The organism is Marinoscillum pacificum (assembly GCF_024714495.1).
In the GTDB taxonomy this organism is placed as follows: Bacteria; Bacteroidota; Bacteroidia; order Cytophagales; family Cyclobacteriaceae; genus Marinoscillum; species Marinoscillum pacificum.
In genome coordinates, this window is sequence record NZ_JAMZMJ010000001.1 from 618,131 (window position 1) to 635,526 (window position 17,396).

At 39.3% G+C, this 17,396-nt stretch carries 16 protein-coding genes; 3 read left to right on the forward strand and 13 right to left on the reverse strand.

The genetic code is table 11. The annotated features are described in order from the left end of the window. Positions 1–59: 59 nt before the first annotated feature. The 12 genes from rplT to NXS00_RS02715 form a co-directional block, all read right to left on the reverse strand. The gene (rplT, locus tag NXS00_RS02660; RefSeq protein ID WP_258097565.1) at positions 60–404 is read right to left on the reverse strand and encodes a 50S ribosomal protein L20; all 345 of its coding nucleotides are present in this window, start codon (positions 402–404) and stop codon (positions 60–62) included. A gap of 89 nt (positions 405–493) precedes the next feature. Further along, the gene (gene rpmI / locus NXS00_RS02665; RefSeq protein ID WP_258097566.1) at positions 494–688 is read right to left on the reverse strand and encodes a 50S ribosomal protein L35; all 195 of its coding nucleotides are present in this window, start codon (positions 686–688) and stop codon (positions 494–496) included. Positions 689–698: 10 nt separating this feature from the next. Further along, positions 699–1,253: a translation initiation factor IF-3 gene (infC, locus tag NXS00_RS02670; RefSeq protein WP_258098439.1), complete on the reverse strand. Its 555-nt coding sequence runs from the start codon at positions 1,251–1,253 to the stop codon at positions 699–701. Between the two features lie 71 nt (positions 1,254–1,324). Further along, positions 1,325–3,274, reverse strand: coding sequence for a threonine--tRNA ligase (thrS, locus tag NXS00_RS02675; protein WP_258097567.1), 1,950 nt, complete (start codon positions 3,272–3,274; stop codon positions 1,325–1,327). Then, entirely contained in the window at positions 3,267–4,352 is a 1,086-nt protein-coding gene (locus NXS00_RS02680; protein ID WP_258097568.1) for a tetratricopeptide repeat protein, read from the reverse strand. The genes thrS and NXS00_RS02680 overlap by 8 nt, the downstream gene beginning before the upstream one ends. Beyond that, a complete protein-coding gene (locus NXS00_RS02685) occupies positions 4,352–6,838 on the reverse strand; it encodes a DUF5686 and carboxypeptidase-like regulatory domain-containing protein (protein ID WP_258097569.1) in 2,487 nt (828 codons plus the stop codon). The genes NXS00_RS02680 and NXS00_RS02685 overlap by 1 nt, the downstream gene beginning before the upstream one ends. A gap of 69 nt (positions 6,839–6,907) precedes the next feature. After that, complete coding sequence (locus tag NXS00_RS02690; protein WP_258097570.1) at positions 6,908–7,684, reverse strand: XRE family transcriptional regulator; 777 nt, start codon at positions 7,682–7,684, stop codon at positions 6,908–6,910. 18 nt (positions 7,685–7,702) lie between these two features. Next, positions 7,703–8,050 (reverse strand): hypothetical protein, encoded by a 348-nt coding sequence (locus NXS00_RS02695; protein WP_258097571.1) that lies wholly within the window; start codon positions 8,048–8,050, stop codon positions 7,703–7,705. Positions 8,051–8,119: 69 nt separating this feature from the next. Then, entirely contained in the window at positions 8,120–8,839 is a 720-nt protein-coding gene (locus NXS00_RS02700) for a sulfotransferase family protein (RefSeq protein WP_258097572.1), read from the reverse strand. Positions 8,840–8,871: 32 nt separating this feature from the next. Then, positions 8,872–9,573, reverse strand: coding sequence for an ABC transporter ATP-binding protein (locus tag NXS00_RS02705; protein WP_258097573.1), 702 nt, complete (start codon positions 9,571–9,573; stop codon positions 8,872–8,874). Then, on the reverse strand, positions 9,573–10,979 hold the full coding sequence (locus tag NXS00_RS02710) for a DUF5687 family protein (protein ID WP_258097574.1): 1,407 nt from the start codon (positions 10,977–10,979) through the stop codon (positions 9,573–9,575). Before NXS00_RS02710 ends, NXS00_RS02705 begins: the two co-directional genes overlap by 1 nt. Next, complete coding sequence (locus NXS00_RS02715) at positions 10,979–13,474, reverse strand: M14 family metallopeptidase (RefSeq protein ID WP_258097575.1); 2,496 nt, start codon at positions 13,472–13,474, stop codon at positions 10,979–10,981. Before NXS00_RS02715 ends, NXS00_RS02710 begins: the two co-directional genes overlap by 1 nt. A 102-nt stretch (positions 13,475–13,576) precedes the next feature. Here NXS00_RS02715 and NXS00_RS02720 point away from each other — a divergent pair, with 102 nt between their 5' ends. Further along, positions 13,577–14,779 (forward strand): DUF763 domain-containing protein, encoded by a 1,203-nt coding sequence (locus NXS00_RS02720; RefSeq protein ID WP_258097576.1) that lies wholly within the window; start codon positions 13,577–13,579, stop codon positions 14,777–14,779. On the opposite strand, the gene msrA is transcribed toward NXS00_RS02720, so the two are convergent. Next, entirely contained in the window at positions 14,776–15,306 is a 531-nt protein-coding gene (msrA, locus tag NXS00_RS02725; protein ID WP_258097577.1) for a peptide-methionine (S)-S-oxide reductase MsrA, read from the reverse strand. The two genes, NXS00_RS02720 and msrA, sit on opposite strands and share 4 nt — an antisense overlap. Before the next feature lie 167 nt (positions 15,307–15,473). Here msrA and NXS00_RS02730 point away from each other — a divergent pair, with 167 nt between their 5' ends. Then, positions 15,474–16,547: a BamA/TamA family outer membrane protein gene (locus NXS00_RS02730; RefSeq protein WP_258097578.1), complete on the forward strand. Its 1,074-nt coding sequence runs from the start codon at positions 15,474–15,476 to the stop codon at positions 16,545–16,547. Positions 16,548–16,817: 270 nt separating this feature from the next. After that, positions 16,818–17,267 (forward strand): SRPBCC family protein, encoded by a 450-nt coding sequence (locus NXS00_RS02735; protein WP_258097579.1) that lies wholly within the window; start codon positions 16,818–16,820, stop codon positions 17,265–17,267. Positions 17,268–17,396: the final 129 nt, after the last annotated feature.

Below are 17,396 nucleotides of genomic sequence, written 5' to 3' on the forward strand. Positions count from 1 at the left end.
AAAAAACCCTGACAAAGAATTTTGTCAGGGTTTTCAAAACCAGTGAGTTGGTTAATAATTTATTTCTTCACTTGATCAACGATCGCTTTGAAAGCAGCCGGATGGTTCATAGCTAAATCAGCCAAAACCTTACGGTTAATGTCGATGTTCGCTTTTTTCAAACCTCCCATGAACTGAGAATAAGACATATCAAATTCTCTAGTTGCAGCGTTGATTCTTTGAATCCAAAGAGCTCTAAACTCTCTTTTCTTTGCCTTTCTATCACGGTATGCATACTGCATACCTTTTTCGATAGCATTTTTAGCTACCGTCCATACATTTTTTCTTCGGCCCCAGTATCCTTTGGCCTGCTTCATCGTCTTCTTACGACGTGCTCTTGAAGCTACGTGATTTACTGATCTCATTTAGATTTTCATTTTTTGACAATTGGCGCACCGTTCTGTAAACAGCAACTTTGTAGCCAAATCATCGGGTTAAACAATTAAACCAATTGTTAGATGTTAAGCATTGCTTTAACATTGCTAACGTCACTCTTGTGAACCAAACCAGCTTGAGTCAAATTTCTCTTCTGTTTTGTTTCTTTCTTAGTCAAGATGTGACTTTTAAAAGCGTGCTTTCTTTTGATTTTCCCTGTACCTGTCAGTTTAAATCTCTTCTTAGCACTTGAGTTTGTTTTTACTTTAGGCATTTCCTAATATTTATTTCTTACTCACTGATTTCGGTGCCAATATGATAGACATTCGCTTACCCTCTAGTTTTGGTAAAAGTTCTACTTTACCATGCTCTTCAAGAGCCTGAGCGAATTTCAAAAGAAGAATCTCTCCTCTTTCTTTAAAAACTATCGTTCGACCAACAAAGTGAACATAGGCTTTCACCTTTGCTCCTTCTTTAAGAAACTTGATGGCGTGATTCAACTTAAAGTTAAAATCATGATCATCTGTGTTCGGTCCAAAACGAATCTCTTTGACAACAGTCTTCTGAGCTTTCGCCTTGATTTCCTTTTGTTTCTTTTTCTGCTCGTATTTGAATTTCGAATAGTCAATTACTTTACACACCGGCGGATCAGCCTTTGGAGAAATCTCCACTAGATCCAAACCCTGTGCTTTAGCAATGTCCAATGCTTTCTCGATAGGATATACATCCACCTCCACATTGTCACCTACTAAACGTACTTGACGAGTTCTAATTTTCTCATTTACTCTATAAGGTTCCTCTACGCGGCCCCTTTGCGGTTTTCTGTATGGTCTGCTAATAGTTGTTTGTTTTTGGTTCTACCATAGCAAAATAAAACGCAAATATCGTATTTATTTTGCTTTATTAAAATCTACTCTGCTTTATTTAACAGATTATTGATTGTTTGGTTAAAGAAATCTACAAATTCTGCAATTTTCATGCTTCCCTGATCTCCTTTTCCATGAGCGCGAAGTGAAACAGTACCGTCTGCTGCCTCTTGTTCTCCAACAATCAACATAAAAGGTATCTTCTTTATCTCAGCATCTCTAATTTTCTTACCTATTTTTTCATCTCGCTCATCAATTATACCTCTGATGTCCTGCTCTTGAAGCTGACTGTAAATTGATTTAGCATATTCATGATACTTCTCAGAGATTGGCAATACAGCAATTTGCTCTGGAGCAAGCCACAATGGGAAGTCTCCGGCAGTACTTTCGATAAGGATCGCAACGAAACGCTCCATAGAACCAAATGGTGCTCTATGAATCATTACCGGTCTGTGCTTCTGATTATCAGATCCTGTATACTCCAATTCAAAACGTTCTGGTAGGTTGTAATCCACCTGAACAGTTCCTAGCTGCCAGCTTCTACCCAAAGCATCCTTCACCATGAAGTCCAACTTAGGTCCATAGAAAGCAGCTTCACCGTATTCTACTACCGTGTTTAGTCCCTTCTCATCAGCAACTTCCTGAATTTGCTTTTCAGCTAAATCCCAGTTTTCTTCCTTACCGATGTATTTATCTGGGTTGTTTGGATCACGTAAAGATACCTGTGCGGTGAATTCAGCAAATCCCAATGCGCTGAACACATACAATACCAGGTCTATTACTTTACCAAACTCATCTTTTACTTGCTCAGGTCTACAGAAAATGTGCGCATCATCCTGAGTAAATCCTCTTACACGCGTTAACCCGTGAAGCTCACCACTCTGCTCATATCGGTATACCGTACCGAATTCAGCGTAACGAACTGGTAAGTCTTTATAGGACTTTGGTGATGATTTGTAAATCTCACAGTGATGAGGACAGTTCATTGGCTTTAGCAAGAACTCCTCACCTTCCGCAGGTGTATTGATTGGCTGGAAAGAATCCTCTCCGTATTTAGCATAATGGCCAGAAGTCACATAAAGTTCCTTACCACCAATGTGTGGTGTAACTACTTGCTCATAACCAGCTCTAACCTGTGCTTTCTTTAGGAAGTTCTCCAATCTTTCTCTTAGGATCGCTCCTTTTGGCAACCACAAAGGAAGGCCTTTACCTACCTTTTCAGAGAAAGTGAATAAGCCTAGTTCTTTACCGATTTTACGGTGATCTCTTTTCTTAGCTTCTTCTAATAACTCAAGATGCTCTTTAAGCTCTTTCTGCTTAGGGAAAGTGATAGCATATAGACGAGTCAATTGTTTTCTTTTCTCGTCGCCTCTCCAGTATGCACCCGCAACGTTCAAAATCTTCGCTGCTTTGATGAAACCTGTATTAGGAATATGCGGCCCTCTACACAAGTCTGTGAAGTTACCTTGAGTATAGAATGTAATCTTACCATCCTCCAGGTCTTCCAAAAGCTCTAGTTTGTACTCATCGCCCTTCTCCTTGTAGAAGTTGATAGCATCTTCTTTACTTATATCTTTTCGAACGTACTCGTTTTTCTGACGAGCAAGCTCAAGCATTTTATCTTCAATCAGTTTTAGGTTTTCAGAATCAAATTCCTGATCTCCGAAATCCACATCATAGTAAAAACCACCATCAATTGCTGGTCCAATACCCAACTTTACTCCAGGGTATAGTGCTTCTAAAGCTTCAGCCATCAAGTGGGCAGACGAGTGCCACATCGTAGCTTTACCATCTTTATCATTCCATGTCAACAATTGAAGAGTTGCATTGTCATTAATCGGTCTGGTAGCATCCCAAATATCCCCATTAACCTTAGCCGCAAGTACATTTCTCGCTAAGCCTTCACTTATACTCAATGCTACATCCATGGCTGATGAGCCCTTAGGATATTCCCTTACACTACCGTCTGGTAAAGTGATCTTGATTTCACTCATTATCTTCTGTTCCTTTCTTAGGTGACACGTCTAAAACAGGGATCTTTTCCTCCTGTTCTCTTAAACTCCGCAAATATGCAATTTTTCGCCCAACATTCTGAGCTCCTTGTTGAGCAATTGAATTCGTAGAATCTTCTTGTAATACCAGGCCATACAAATTGTATGAACTACTAAGCCAGCCTCGGTTTTCGAGAATGGAGGCTTTTCTTAAAAGTGCCGTTACACTACTGTCTTGCAACACTAATTGATTGACCAATGCAACTGCGGAATCCCATTGCAAAGATTTCTCAAACCAATCTATTCGTTTCATTAATACTGGAGATGACAAATCGCCTCGTAAGACTTCATGGGCTTTTTCTAAATCGCCCATCTCATAAAACACCTCTCCGATGATCAGCTTCTGATCCAGGTTGGTACTATCCAACTGCTGATAAGCCAATACTTTATTTGCTCGATCAGGATACCCCAATTTGATTAAAGCTGGAATATAGAAATCCAGCAACTGACTGTTATCTGGCTTGATCTCAGCTACTTTACCATAAGCATAGACTGCTCTGGTACTGTCTTCTAGTTCTAAATAATTGTTCGCTGCAAAAATCAGTGCTTCTACATTCTGAGAGTTGTCCTGTATATAATTCCAAAGCAAATACTTCGCTTCTGTATATCTACCTAACCCAAGGTAAGCAACAATTCGCCAACGATTACTTCCACTCAATTCGCCATTGATAGACTCCCATTCTTCCAGAATATTCAATAGCTGCTCATAGTAATGGTACGTCTGATAAAAATCGATGGCATACTGCACCAATTCATACGTCAGTCCATCTTCTTTTTTCAAAAACTGAATATCCTCTGTTACATCTTCCGGCCATCGCAACTCTTTACTCACTAAAAGTTTACGCTTACGCAGGGAAAGATTGCTCTTATTAGCAGCTAATTGCTGATTGACTTCATTAAGCGCTGTTAAATAATAGCTTACATCAACGTTGACCGACTCAATAGGATATTTATTGGTATCGGAACAGCTGAATAAAGAGAATACTAAAAATGTTAATGCAATAACTGGTTTTCCTGACACTACAGTATGACTTTAATACTGAACTTCAGACCAAATTTACTAACATCAGGTCGATCTAAATAAGTCAAACGGTGAAATGCTTCAACAGAAAATATTTTTAAGATGTTTTCTACCCCATATCCTACTTCCATATAGGGTCTTCTATCGAATTGACTAAAAGGAATTTTCTCATTTCCTTCTGCGTCAGTTGGGTATTGAACCTTATTGATGTTGACTGGGTCCAAACCACCATAGAGCATGTTAGCACTACCAATCAAACGCCACTTTAATTTCTTCATTAGAGGAACAGCATTCAAAATAAACCCTTCAAAGGAATGTCGATATCTAAAATCAATGTACTTATCCGTGCTAAACTCGAAGTAGTTCATCAAGTTGTAGGCAAAGTCTACATAGAAGTTGGTTTCGTTACCAATAGTGTTGTACAACAACGGGTATGGCAGTTCACCATAAATATATCCACCAGTCAAAGAGATATTAGAGACTCCTAATAATCCCATTTTTTGCTTTTTCTCTATTCCTAATTTGATTTTATGATATTCAAAATCACTTCCTATAACTCCTTTCATGCCATAGGTGTAATCCAGATTAAAAGCTGGCCATCTTACAGTACCTAAAGACATTCGCTCATTATCGTTGATCACGAACACTTCGTCTTTAGCATAGCGAACCGAAAGTGTAGCCTCGCTGACTTGATAGGTTGATGCTGTTTCCGAACCTGGCTCATCGAGAAAGTAATTGAATTCGAATTGTGGATCGAATGATTCAAATTTATATGAGGCCTCTGCTCCAAATCCCCTACTCAACTGCCTAAAGACGCTAACTCTTGTTTTGTTAATGAAGAAAGGTTGAGTCAGTGTACCAAAACGACTCAAAGAATAAAACAAGCTGTTCGGCTCGATCTGTTCATTGAGTAACCAGACCTGCTCCAACTCCTTCTGATGCTCTATTTTAACGTTTGTCCAGGGCGATCGATCCAATATCCGGTCTACATAGATCTTGTATTTGTATTGCTCATCATCAAATCCGTACCCGATATAGCCTCCTACAGTCCATTTTCTACTAAAATCAATATTCGTTCTAGCTCCAAAACCAATTCTAACACCCTCTATATTATTCTTACCAAAGAAAGTTGGATATGGACCCAGGTCAATTTTACCTACTTTATAATATCCCGTAATTAAGAACTTAGCCATGTCCATATAGGTCTTGACTGCTGGAATCTTCTTCAGTGTATCGATCATCATGAACACATTCTGTTCCGTACTTGTCAGCGTATCATGACGGAATTCCTCCCAGTATTCATCCGTGAAATCACGAACGTCTTCTTCCATGGTCACCGGATCAAGATAGAACTCATTAGGCTTTGGATCATTTACCTGATGGTCTTTGGTAGAAACATAAAACTTCGCCAACATGCCTGCAGTCTGCTTGGTAATCTGACTCACATCCACCACCACACGCGTCTTTTCAGGAAGCCATGGACCAGCAGAAGATTTGATCATATCCTGCTGAATCTTTATTTTTTCTATGTAATTCAGGTTTACTTCCTTTGGAACCGTAGCATCAATTCGACGAATAGCGTAATCCTCCTTAGTGATCCACATGGTACCAGTAAAGGCCAGATCTTGCTCGCGCTTTGGATAAAAGTCAATGCGGTAACAATAGTCATCTCCTACATACAAACTATCCTCCAGATACACTTCGTAATACAGCTTCCAACTATCTGCGATCGGAGAAACGAACTCCTTCGTAATGATATTTAGCCAGTTCTGATAGAAGTTATATTCCTGAAAAGTAGATCCAATTACCTGAGAGGTTAGAGTACCATCAGTAATTCCAACACCGCTCACCTTGGTTTTGATGATGTTCTCTCGTTTTAACGTCGGATCAATACGATAATAATATCTGGAAATGGCTTCAGAAAGGAATATTGGCAATACGGGTTTACCATCATCCCCTGCGATGGTCTGAATACTATCTAGAACACCTTGTACTTTTTTCACAAGCTTCCACTTCTGGATGAAGTCAGAAAGGTTGTCTACATCAAACTCGACTTTAGTGTAGCTCTCATAGTCATAAGCGCTCAACGAACGTTTATCATTTTCTTTCTTATGATCTACAACCTTTCTCATGATTGGCCAGGCCGGATTCTCGCCTGCATAAACAACCACCTCTCCTAATGTCTGAACATCCTCGTCCAATTGGAAATTGATCGTTTGAGAAACTCCTCTCTTGAGTGCTTTGGTTCTTTTGACAAATCCGATGTAGTGAACCTCTATAGAATCTACCGCTGCTGTTGTCTTAGCGGAGAAGTTTCCTTCAAAATCTGTGATGGCACCATCCTGAGTACCAGAGAATATAACGTTGGCAAAAGGAATGGGTGTTCCAGTTGCTGACTCAGTGACTTTGCCGCTTACTACAGTCTGTGCATTAATGACTGCCGGGAAAAGTAATAGAAGGATTATTAGTTTGGCGTTGAACTTCAAATACAATGTGGCTGGTTTTGTACAACAAAACAAAGCTAATTGTACGATAATGTCATTGTTTGGATGCAGCTATTTAATATTTTTCTTCATATCCTTCACTTCATTCTGCAAATCCATCACCATTCCAGCAATTTTATCAAGGCTCAGTTCATTTCTCGAGTCTGGATCAGGGAACTCTATACTGATATAGGCTTTTGCCTCCCAAATCTCGATAACATCCTTAGCAGCAACCTCATACGCAGAATAGGATTTGTTATCAGAAACCAGATATAAACATCCTTTTTCTTCGATGTAGTTAAATACACGCTTATAAACTACTCCTTCTTTGTCTGTCAGTAGTACATAGGTCTTTCCATTCTTAATATCCGAAAAACCATCAATATATTTCCCAATGACAATTGAACCTGAAGGAATTGGTAGCATGGAATCACCACTAATTTCAAAAGCACGGTAAGTTGCGTTCTTTGGCAACATTGGCAAATGGAATTTTGGAAGCTCCGACAAATACTCTGGATCAGAGTAGCCATTCAGATAACCTGCAGCAGCCTTTTGAGGAATCAATTCGACGTTTTCGTTTTCTTCATTATCGACTGTTATCGATAGAATCTTCACTTTCTCTCTTGGCTCGCCCTCTTTTCCTTTGGTAAGATCTTTAGCAATCAGATCATCAGCTACCACATTCAGAACCTTGGCAATGCTAATTAGCGTCTGCAATCTAGGTTCTGCTCTTGCTTCTTCATAAGCACCAACAACAGATCGTTTGATTCCTACTTCATTCGCAAACTGCTCTTGAGTAAAACCAGCTTTCTTTCTAAGAAACTTAATATTTTCAGCAATTACGCTCACAATTCTTACGATTAGGTTCTAACTATCAAAGATGATAAAATTCAAATCATCCTTTCCCATCTTACCAATGGAATATAAATGCAAGTGATGAAATTCTCTAGTCTGACGAATCGTTCTCAATTTCTCCTTGATCTTGATCACGACATCTTTCAACGTCTTATCTGAATCCACGAGGACATATCCATACATGTCCTGGCGATCACGAACGTTGGCAAAAAACTTCACCTGACATTTACCTGACTGCAACTTTTTAGATGTCAACTTCAAGCTGTAATCATCGTCAAAGGTAACATCTGCATTGATGCTTTCCAGATCAATTACCCTAAAATTATTAGTATCTGCTGTCATATCTAAAGAATTTAGCATAAATATGACAATTTAATTAGTAATCAACAAGCAATTACTAATTTTATTCGCAATTAAATACTAATATTTTTAGTTATAGCCTAATCTAGTCATCAATTGGCGCATTTCAGGATGATTCATAATTTCCGATACTCTGTATTCATGCTGAGGATCACCCCATCCCCGATCGGATCGAATATCCTGAAGTGATTTGAACCATGCCCGATTACTTCTGACTGTGGCGTGCTCATACCAGTTCTTCATGGAGTCAACAAGTGGCTCATTGACGAATTTGCAGAGCTTAGTAATTTCTGTTTCTGTATCGGCAATTAGCTCTTCATATTTTATGGTGTAAACGGCAGGGTGTCCTTCATAAGCCAATCCTAAACTCACATCATGTATATATCGATCCAGATCCACCCAATATTGTTTCGGCTTGGATGGATGCACCGAAGTACACACAGATCTCGGGTCTCGGATGATATGGATAAATTTGACTTGTTCTTTATAAAATTTTAAAAGCTCTGGGATGTACCTGACATTGTAAGGACGTTTTTCGCACCATCTGGATGAAGAGGGTTTAATAGAGTGAAACAGAAGCTCTCGATATAAGCGATCAATTCGAATAGGATTGCCTTTGTTATCCCATTCAGTAAACGCATCTGTCTCAACAGGAATCGCGTGGATGGCAGGATGTGCAGACAATATTGAAAGCAATAAGGAAGTTCCAGACCTGGCGCATCCACCGATAATGATCGGTTCTTTAGTAAATGCTTTTTGTTCTTTGGCTTTGCCAAAGTAGTTGATCATTGGACTTGTTAAATGTTGCTTCCACCAGGTGTTCATTCAGTCGCAAAATACTGATTAACCTCGGCAATCACATTTTCAGAGACTTTTTCATCTTTAACGACCTCTCCTCCTTCTATTAAGACAATTCTGCTGCAGATCTGAGCCACATTGTGCAGGTTGTGACTGGATAAAATCACAGTAGTTCCATTTTCATTGAGTTGCTTGATCAACTTACTCAATTTAGACTGTGAGCTGGGATCCAAATGTGCATAAGGCTCATCTAAAAGGATAATCTCTGGATCTCCCAACAATGTAGCCAATAACCCCACGCGAACTTTAGAACCTGTGGAAAGCTCTCGTATCAATTTAGAACTCTCTACGATATCGTCATTGTGCAGTTCTGGATATTGATTCAATTGAGACTTCACTTGTTTCTTGTTCAAACCAAGGGTCTTCCCTATAAACTCGAAGTACTCGTTCGGATTCAAAAACTCAATCAGGAAACTCTCATCCAAAAAGGCATGCAATTGCTTCTTCCAATGAGCCGAACCAGCCACTACATCATCACCGATCCAGATTACACCAGCATCAAGCTTTAATAGATCCAATATTGCGCGAAACAGGGTCGTTTTGCCAGCACCATTATTACCTACTATGCCGATCAACTCTCCTTTTACAATATCCAATCGTTCGATATTCAGAGCTTGCTTCTTCTTAAAAGATTTCTGTACGTTTTTTACACTTAGTATGGTCATTACGATTTATAACAGGCTGATAAATAGTGTTTCTTGCATTCGAGTTTCTTACTCAACTTGGATATAAATACACTTCTCAGTGTCAATCCGAACAAACCTAAACCCGCTAAACCTAAAGAAGCAGAAATAGCCCCAAAATTGCTAAACAAAATAGCATGAATTATTATCGGAGGAATCATCGCTCCAAACATGGTTACAATGACCATTCCATTAAATCCTTGATAATTCATGAATACACTTCTATTCAAATCAATTTTCTCTTTATTCGAAAATCCATTATTAATCACAAAAGGAATATTCCACCCGATATTGAATAGACAGAAGGTCAAAGGCATCAAAGCCGCGGTTCTATGAGTAAAGAATAGACAAATCGAAAAAATGATAGAGAAAATTATACTCGTATAGGTGAAAAAGCGGAATTTATGCTCAATAAACTGCCTTGGGGTAAAACGAGTCATGAGTAAATCAAAAAAGCTTCCTTCCCAGGCAAATATGTAAGTACCCATCTGAAATATGAACAATCCAGAAACTAGAATACTAAACATCACCTGATAGGATTGGGATTCTGAGGTTACATTATTCAAAAATAAGAAATATGGTATTATCAACAGGTTCATTAGAAGTGTTCCTCGTGTCCGTTTATTTCTCATGATGGTTGCCACTTCAAGCTGCATCAATGGATCTTTAAAGAGATCTAAGTTAGTAGTGAATTCACCTGTGGAGCCCTTTTCAGATTTCAATACCTGTTCAAAAATGACAGATAATTGTCTATAAGACAAAGCACTGAATACCCCCAATGTACCTAAAGCAATCAATAAAAAGGTCAGTTCAGAAGTAACAGGGAGGCTTTCTGGAAATGATGCAATCAACAACTGTAAGCACATCAAAACCAGCACAATTGCAGCAGTTACTTTTGTATTAGCTAATGACAAATTGAAAACGCTGATCATCGTGTTCATTAACCAAATCAACAGCAAACCAACAATAGACTCCATTCCTAACCCCAGGTCAGTAACGCATAATGATGCGACTGTGACTTCCAATACTAATAGCAGCACAAACCACAGGTTGAGTGTCACTTCTATTAAATACCCAACCTTTAGATCTCTAGGCCGAACATTGAGTGTGTGGTAATAAAATAGCTTTGGAAATGGCTTAGGAATGAATATTTTGAACAGTAAGTCAGAAATGGCCAGCAACCAGAGAATAAGCGAAGGAACCTGGATTGAGTCAATTTCAAGTTGGCTTACGATAAATCTTTTGATGACGTCCCAGCCATTGTTTAAGCCAACACTCATCATTAAAACCATAGCTCCGAAGAATACACCTACAAAGATGTATGCTCCGAAGCTAGGATTACGGAAAAATTCTTTCCTGCGATGTTTTAGATAGAATAGGTCAATCATTAATTACCCGCAAAGAAAATAGCATTTGCGAATAATAACTTACCATCATACCAAAAAGATCTAAATAACGGATTGTCAACCATATAAACGATGGTTCCTCTTCCCATTCTCTCTTGCCCAAAGACTAAGGAAGTACCAACTTTCTTTTTCACAATCTCGCCTGCAAAACCACTCAAGTGATCATCTGCAGACTTGATTACCCCCACATTTCCGGCATCTAAGTATCCGTAACGATCTCTAGATGTTTTCAATGAGTAATAATCCTTCTTATAACCATAAGCCAAAGGACTGGTGTTATCCATTGCAACTTTAAACACTGCTCCGGCTACATATTCTCTGATTTCAAAACGTTCCATTTCCGAGTTGGGAACCAGCTTCTTCTCCTCTTCAACTCCTTCATCGATTTTCTCAAAGTCCGTTTTCTCTTTTGGAGAATTGAAATTATCAATAGATCCAAGATCACCAGATTTCAATTTTCTAATAGCTCCCTGAACAGCAATCAATGTCCCTCCAGACTGAACCCATTCTTTTACTTTAGTCACTGTTCTTTCACTGAAGTCAGAATACCAACCATTAGGCATGATCAGCACATCGTAATCGCCCAGATCAACTCCACCGAAATACTCCGTATTGATAGTCGTTACTGGATATCCTAAGTTTTGCTCCATGTAGTGCCAGGTTGCTCCAAAATCCAAGGAAGATGTCCCACTACCACCAATCAAAGCCACTTTAGGAGTCTTCAAATAAGGAACATCACCAGACCCGATGTCCGGACCATCCATTACGAAACCCGAATTAACTGGATAAAGCGTACGCTCAAATTCATTACTCAACTCTTCCAGCGTTTCATGATAACCAGCACCATTGTCACGCTGTGAAATGATGACAGAACCACGCCCGAATGTTTTACTATCAATAGTAATTGGTCGAGTGGTGTAACGAACCTTCAAATCTTTTTTCAAAATAGCTGCTAGCAACCTGGCATCATCCAGGCCTTTCCAGTCAAAAATGTACGCGTATGCAGGTGAAAGGCTATTAGCTTCAAATGTGCTTAATGAAAGTTTTCCAGATGGCCTAACATCTGCTGTTGTAGCGAATGCTTCAAAACCATAAGCGTATGGAATTGCCCAGGAAGTGATATCATATGTCAATGAATCATTCAGTTTGGTCTTAGGCTCAAACAAAATGGTAGTCAATATCGATTTAGGCTGGTTGATATTCACTACTAAATCATTTTTACCGATCGAGAAAGACTTAGTAGCTCCAGAGCCATAATGGTAACCCGAAAGTGCTTTGGACGAACTAGCGGTTCCGTATTGAATTCCTTGAATATTCAACCACTTAGTTAAGGCCTTCATGCGATCTTCATCGCCATCGCTTTTCAAAACGAATGTCTTGTATTTACTAGCTGCAGGCTTGCTGAAAAAAGTCTTGAATTGACTCAACAACTCTGAAGAATTCTTACTCGAGATCTCAACCGTAGAAATACCTGTGGTATAGTGGTGAGCAATTCTATCTGCTAAAGTCAAGGTATCTTCCTCTTGCTTGATGATTCCTAAGCCAGCACGACCAGAACCACCTTGCTCATAAGTCATCCCTATACTTCCATTGTAAGTCGGATAAGTATCCCCATAACTTGGGTATAATAAGTCAAATACTTGCTTGGTGAAGTAGAACCAATCATTTTGATCAAAATACTTGGCGTGATTCTTTCCAATCTGCGTCTGAAAATCCATTTGCCAGTCAGTAATAAACTCATGAACTGGTTCTGCAGCCGGTGCGAAATAATATGGTGAGTTTACCCCTTGTTCGTGGAAATCCACATGAACTTGTGGCAACCACTTGTTGTAAACAGCGATTCGCTGCTGGGTCTCTGTTTGCGTGCCCCAGGCCCAGTCACGGTTTAAGTCAAACAAATAGTGATTAGCTCTTCCTCCTGGCCATGGCTCGTGATGCTCCCAGCTGTTCGGATCTGGATTGTAAGGTGCATTTTTATGCTCCCAGTAAAAATTAACATAGCGCTCTCTCCCATCAGGATTCACACAAGGATCGATAATCACGACTGTATTCTTTAACCAATCTGCTTTATTGGTAATCAATTCATAAATAGTAGCCATGGATGCTTCTGTAGAAACAGACTCATTCCCATGAACATTGTAGCTCAACCAAACCACACTCACATCAGATGAAGGCTCACCATCCAGTAATCCTGCTCTTTTCAAATTGTCTTCTCTGATTTGCTCCAGTTTAGCTAAGTTCTCTGGCGTAGACACATAAGCTAAATACAATGGTCGCATCTCGTATGTCTTTCCATACTGCTTCAAATTAACCAAATCAGAATTCTCAGCTACCTGCTGGAAATAATCTACAACCTGATAGTGTCTGGAGAACTGCTCTCCCAGCTCATAACCAAGAAACTCAGCAGGTGATTGTACCTGTGCCCAGGAAGCAACAGCAATCAATGATCCCACAAGGGATAATAACGTTTTTCGCATATTCAATTGAACTAAAATCATGCAACTAATTTACTTCAATGTACACCAGAATAAGAAACTAATATTTTTAGTATTTTAAGCTAATTACATTAGCTTTACTCTATGAAAAGATCAGGAAATGCCGATTTACCACTTCACAATGGTCGGGTTCCGAAATGGCTTGCAGAGCGAATGAGCCTACTTGGAAGGGCCATTACTGAAGCGGTTATTCTGGAGTACGGAAAGGCTGAATTCATCAAAAGAATGAGCGATCCTGCTTGGTTTCAATCACTTGGATGTGTTTTAGGAATGGACTGGCACTCCTCCGGAATTACTACATCTGTGATGGGAGCTCTTAAATCGTCGCTTAATCCAATCGCTCATGACCTGGGCATCTACATTTGCGGTGGTCGAGGGAAGCACAGTCGTAAAACTCCTGACGAACTTTTACATATAGCGCAAAAAACAGGTTTAAATGGTAACGAATTAGTAAAAAGTAGCCGCTTAACTGCTAAAGTTGACAATACAGCCATTCAGGATGGGTTTCAGATTTATCTACATTCGTTTATCCTATCCGATGAAGGTGAGTGGGCAGTTGTACAGCAAGGTATGAATGGAGCAAGCGGCTATGCTCGACGCTATCACTGGCACAGTAAAGACTTGAAGAGCTATACAGAAGAACCTCATCAGTTTATCTATGGAAAGAATCAGGGTTTAATTCTAAATCTGACTCATCAGGAGGCCAAACAGACTAAAGATTCGATCATGGAAATTGCGTCTGAGAATCCTGATCATATGATTAATGAAATCAAAAAGATTAAGCTTCCAGCTCATCATGACGTAAGGCAAAAAGATGTGGACATCAAACGTTTGGGGACCGTTTTGGCATTAGCTCAAGACCTTCCTACCCAAAACTTTGAAGAGTTATTGCTGCTGCAGGGCTTAGGCCCAAGAACGTTACAATCCCTCACTTTGGTAAGTGAAGTGATTTATGGTACTCCTTCGCGATTTAGCGATCCTGCCCGATTCTCCTTTGCTCATGGAGGTAAAGATGGCCACCCCTTCCCTGTTCCTATCAAAATCTACGATGAAAGTATTCAGGTACTTTCTAAAGCAGTTGAAAAAGCAAAAATGAGTGAGTCAGATAAACTGAGATCCATTAAGGCATTGAGCACCGCAGCTGAAAGAATGGAAAAGGACTTTCAAGCGACAGGTAATCTGGATGATGTCATCGAGAAAGAACGCAATGACTCCTGGAAATATGGAGGCCGTACGGTAATGGGATATGCAAAAAAGCCAGCTCCGAAGCAGCTGGCTCTATTTTAGTCTTTTAGTTTGTCTCCGAATACCTGTTTGAATTTATCCACCTTCGGCGCAACTACAAACTGGCAGTAAGGCTGACTACCGTTTTCATTGTAGTATTCCTGATGATAATCTTCCGCAGGATAAAACACATCTACTTTAGTGATTTCCGTAACAATCGGATCTCCCCAGGCTCCAGATTCATCTAAAGCCTTCTTGATACGCTCTGCCGTTTCTTTCTGCTCTTCTGAATGATAGAATACCGCCGAACGATACTGAGTTCCCACATCATTTCCCTGACGATTCAACGTGGTTGGGTCATGCGTTTTCCAGAACACCTCCAGAAGTTCTTCCAGAGAGAGAATCGACGGATCAAAAGTCACCTGAACCACTTCAGCATGACCTGTGGTTCCCGTACAAATTTCTTTATAAAATGGATCTTTGGTTTTACCACCTGTGTAGCCAGATACAGCAGACTCCACGCCTTTCAAACGCTGGAAAATTGCCTCTGTACACCAAAAGCATCCTGAACCTAATGTAATTTGTTCCATGAGCTAGAATCAATTAGAAATGTAAGAACCCAACATCTTACTTTTTGGTTCGCGAAAATAACGAAGAATTTGGATCATTTGAATGCTAATTTTCCATACTGAGTCAACAATTTTCTATAGTCTAACACGTATGAGCAAGACGTTTTGGTTACTATTGTAATTGACCTATGAGATTATACCGATCTATCTTATTGGTATTGATCCTGTTAATTGGATTCAATTCCTCCTATTCACACGGCTCCGCAGATAAAAAGTCTGGAGTGATTGTATTACCTGCTATTTTCTTTTCACCAGAAACCAGTCTTGGTTTTGGAGTAGCAGGCATGTTCTACTTTAGAACCAGTGAAGACAGCCTGAGCAAACCATCCAACTTTCAAAGTGTGCTTATTTACACATTGGAAAATCAAGTATTGATCACTTTTCCCTACAACTTATTTTTCCATGAAGACAAACTCTGGATGAAGGGAGAAATTTCTTATTACATATACCCATACCAGTATTATGGCATTGGATCTAATGTTGATTTAAACAAATTTGAAACTTACACTGCAGATTTTTTGCGATTGGAAAGCAATGCTCTCTTTCAAGCCAAACCAGACCTTTACCTAGGACCAACACTGTTTTTTGATAAATATTTCTTAATAGCTACCGATGACGCAGGTGAATTACAATCCAATCAAATCACTGGCATAAACGGTGGAAATGTATTTGGGATAGGTGCTACTGCGATCTATGACAAACGCAACAATATATTTGCTCCAAGTGCGGGCTATTACCTTGAAGGTAGAATCCTAAAATATGAAAAGGCACTGATTGGTGAGTATTCATTTACTGACATCTACATAGATGCTCGTAAATATTACAGTCCACTAAATAAAACCGAATTGGCTTTCAATTTTTTCCATCAAACAATTTTAGGGAATCCCCCATTTTACAACCTTGCTCTGTTGGGAGGCGGAAAACAAATGCGCGGATATTATGACGGAGGATATAGAGACAACCACCAAACGATTTTACAAACAGAAATGCGACGTTACCTTTCTAAAAGAATCATAATCAGCGCCTTTGGTGGGCTAGGCAGTATTTCTGATCAGCTAGGAGCCTACGAAAAGCTACTAGGAAGTTATGGAGTTGGTTTGCGGTATGAAATAAACTCCAAAGAAAAAATAAGAATCAGATTGGATTACGCGAGAGGTGCAAACACATCTGGTTTTTATATCAACATCAATGAGGCGTTTTAACTTTTTTGTCGTCCATCTCAAAGTTCAAGATCAAAATATCAATCCATTCACTGAAGCTACGATAGACCTTTATATCAATTATATAAACATTAAAATTTTGAGAAATCAATAAGTTGCCAACCTCTTCTCTTTCAAATTAAAAAGGCATCTATTATTAACAAATTTGATCATTTAGCGATTGAATGAATTCATTCATCGAGATTTAATTAATTGATTTTTGGTCTAACCGTCAAAAGTGTATTTTTACTAAAAACCCACACCTCAAGCGAGATGAAAACATTAGGTCCATTAGCCAAAGAAGGCAAGATCAATCAGGATGCCAGTGTACGAGACAGTCAGTCCGCGATTATCAATGCACCAGTAGAAAAGGTTTGGCAAATCTTGTCTGATATTTCAAATTGGTTTAAATGGAACGATGAGATTAAGTCTATTGCAATTGACAAGGTTGAGGTTGGAGCAAATTTCACCTGGACTGTAGGTAACAACACGATCAAATCCACCATACGTCAAATCAAAGAAAAGGAAATGATCAGTTGGACTGGAAACACCATGGGCATTAAGGTCATTCATGTATGGAAATTAGAAGCAGATGGCAATCAAACTATAGTAACGACAGAAGAGTCTATGCAAGGATTTTTCACCTTATTCTTCAGTCATCAAAAGCTACATAGCTCTCTACTCAATTGGCTGGACCGGTTAAGAGAAACCGCTGAAGAATGACCTGAACTTATTACCACTAACTCGAACCTAACCGAAAAAGCCGCCCAAAAGTGAAGTTCATTACCTAGCGAGTAATGACAGAATGTTTTGATTAAAATAAACGTAGGGTATTTGAAATTGGTTTGTTCA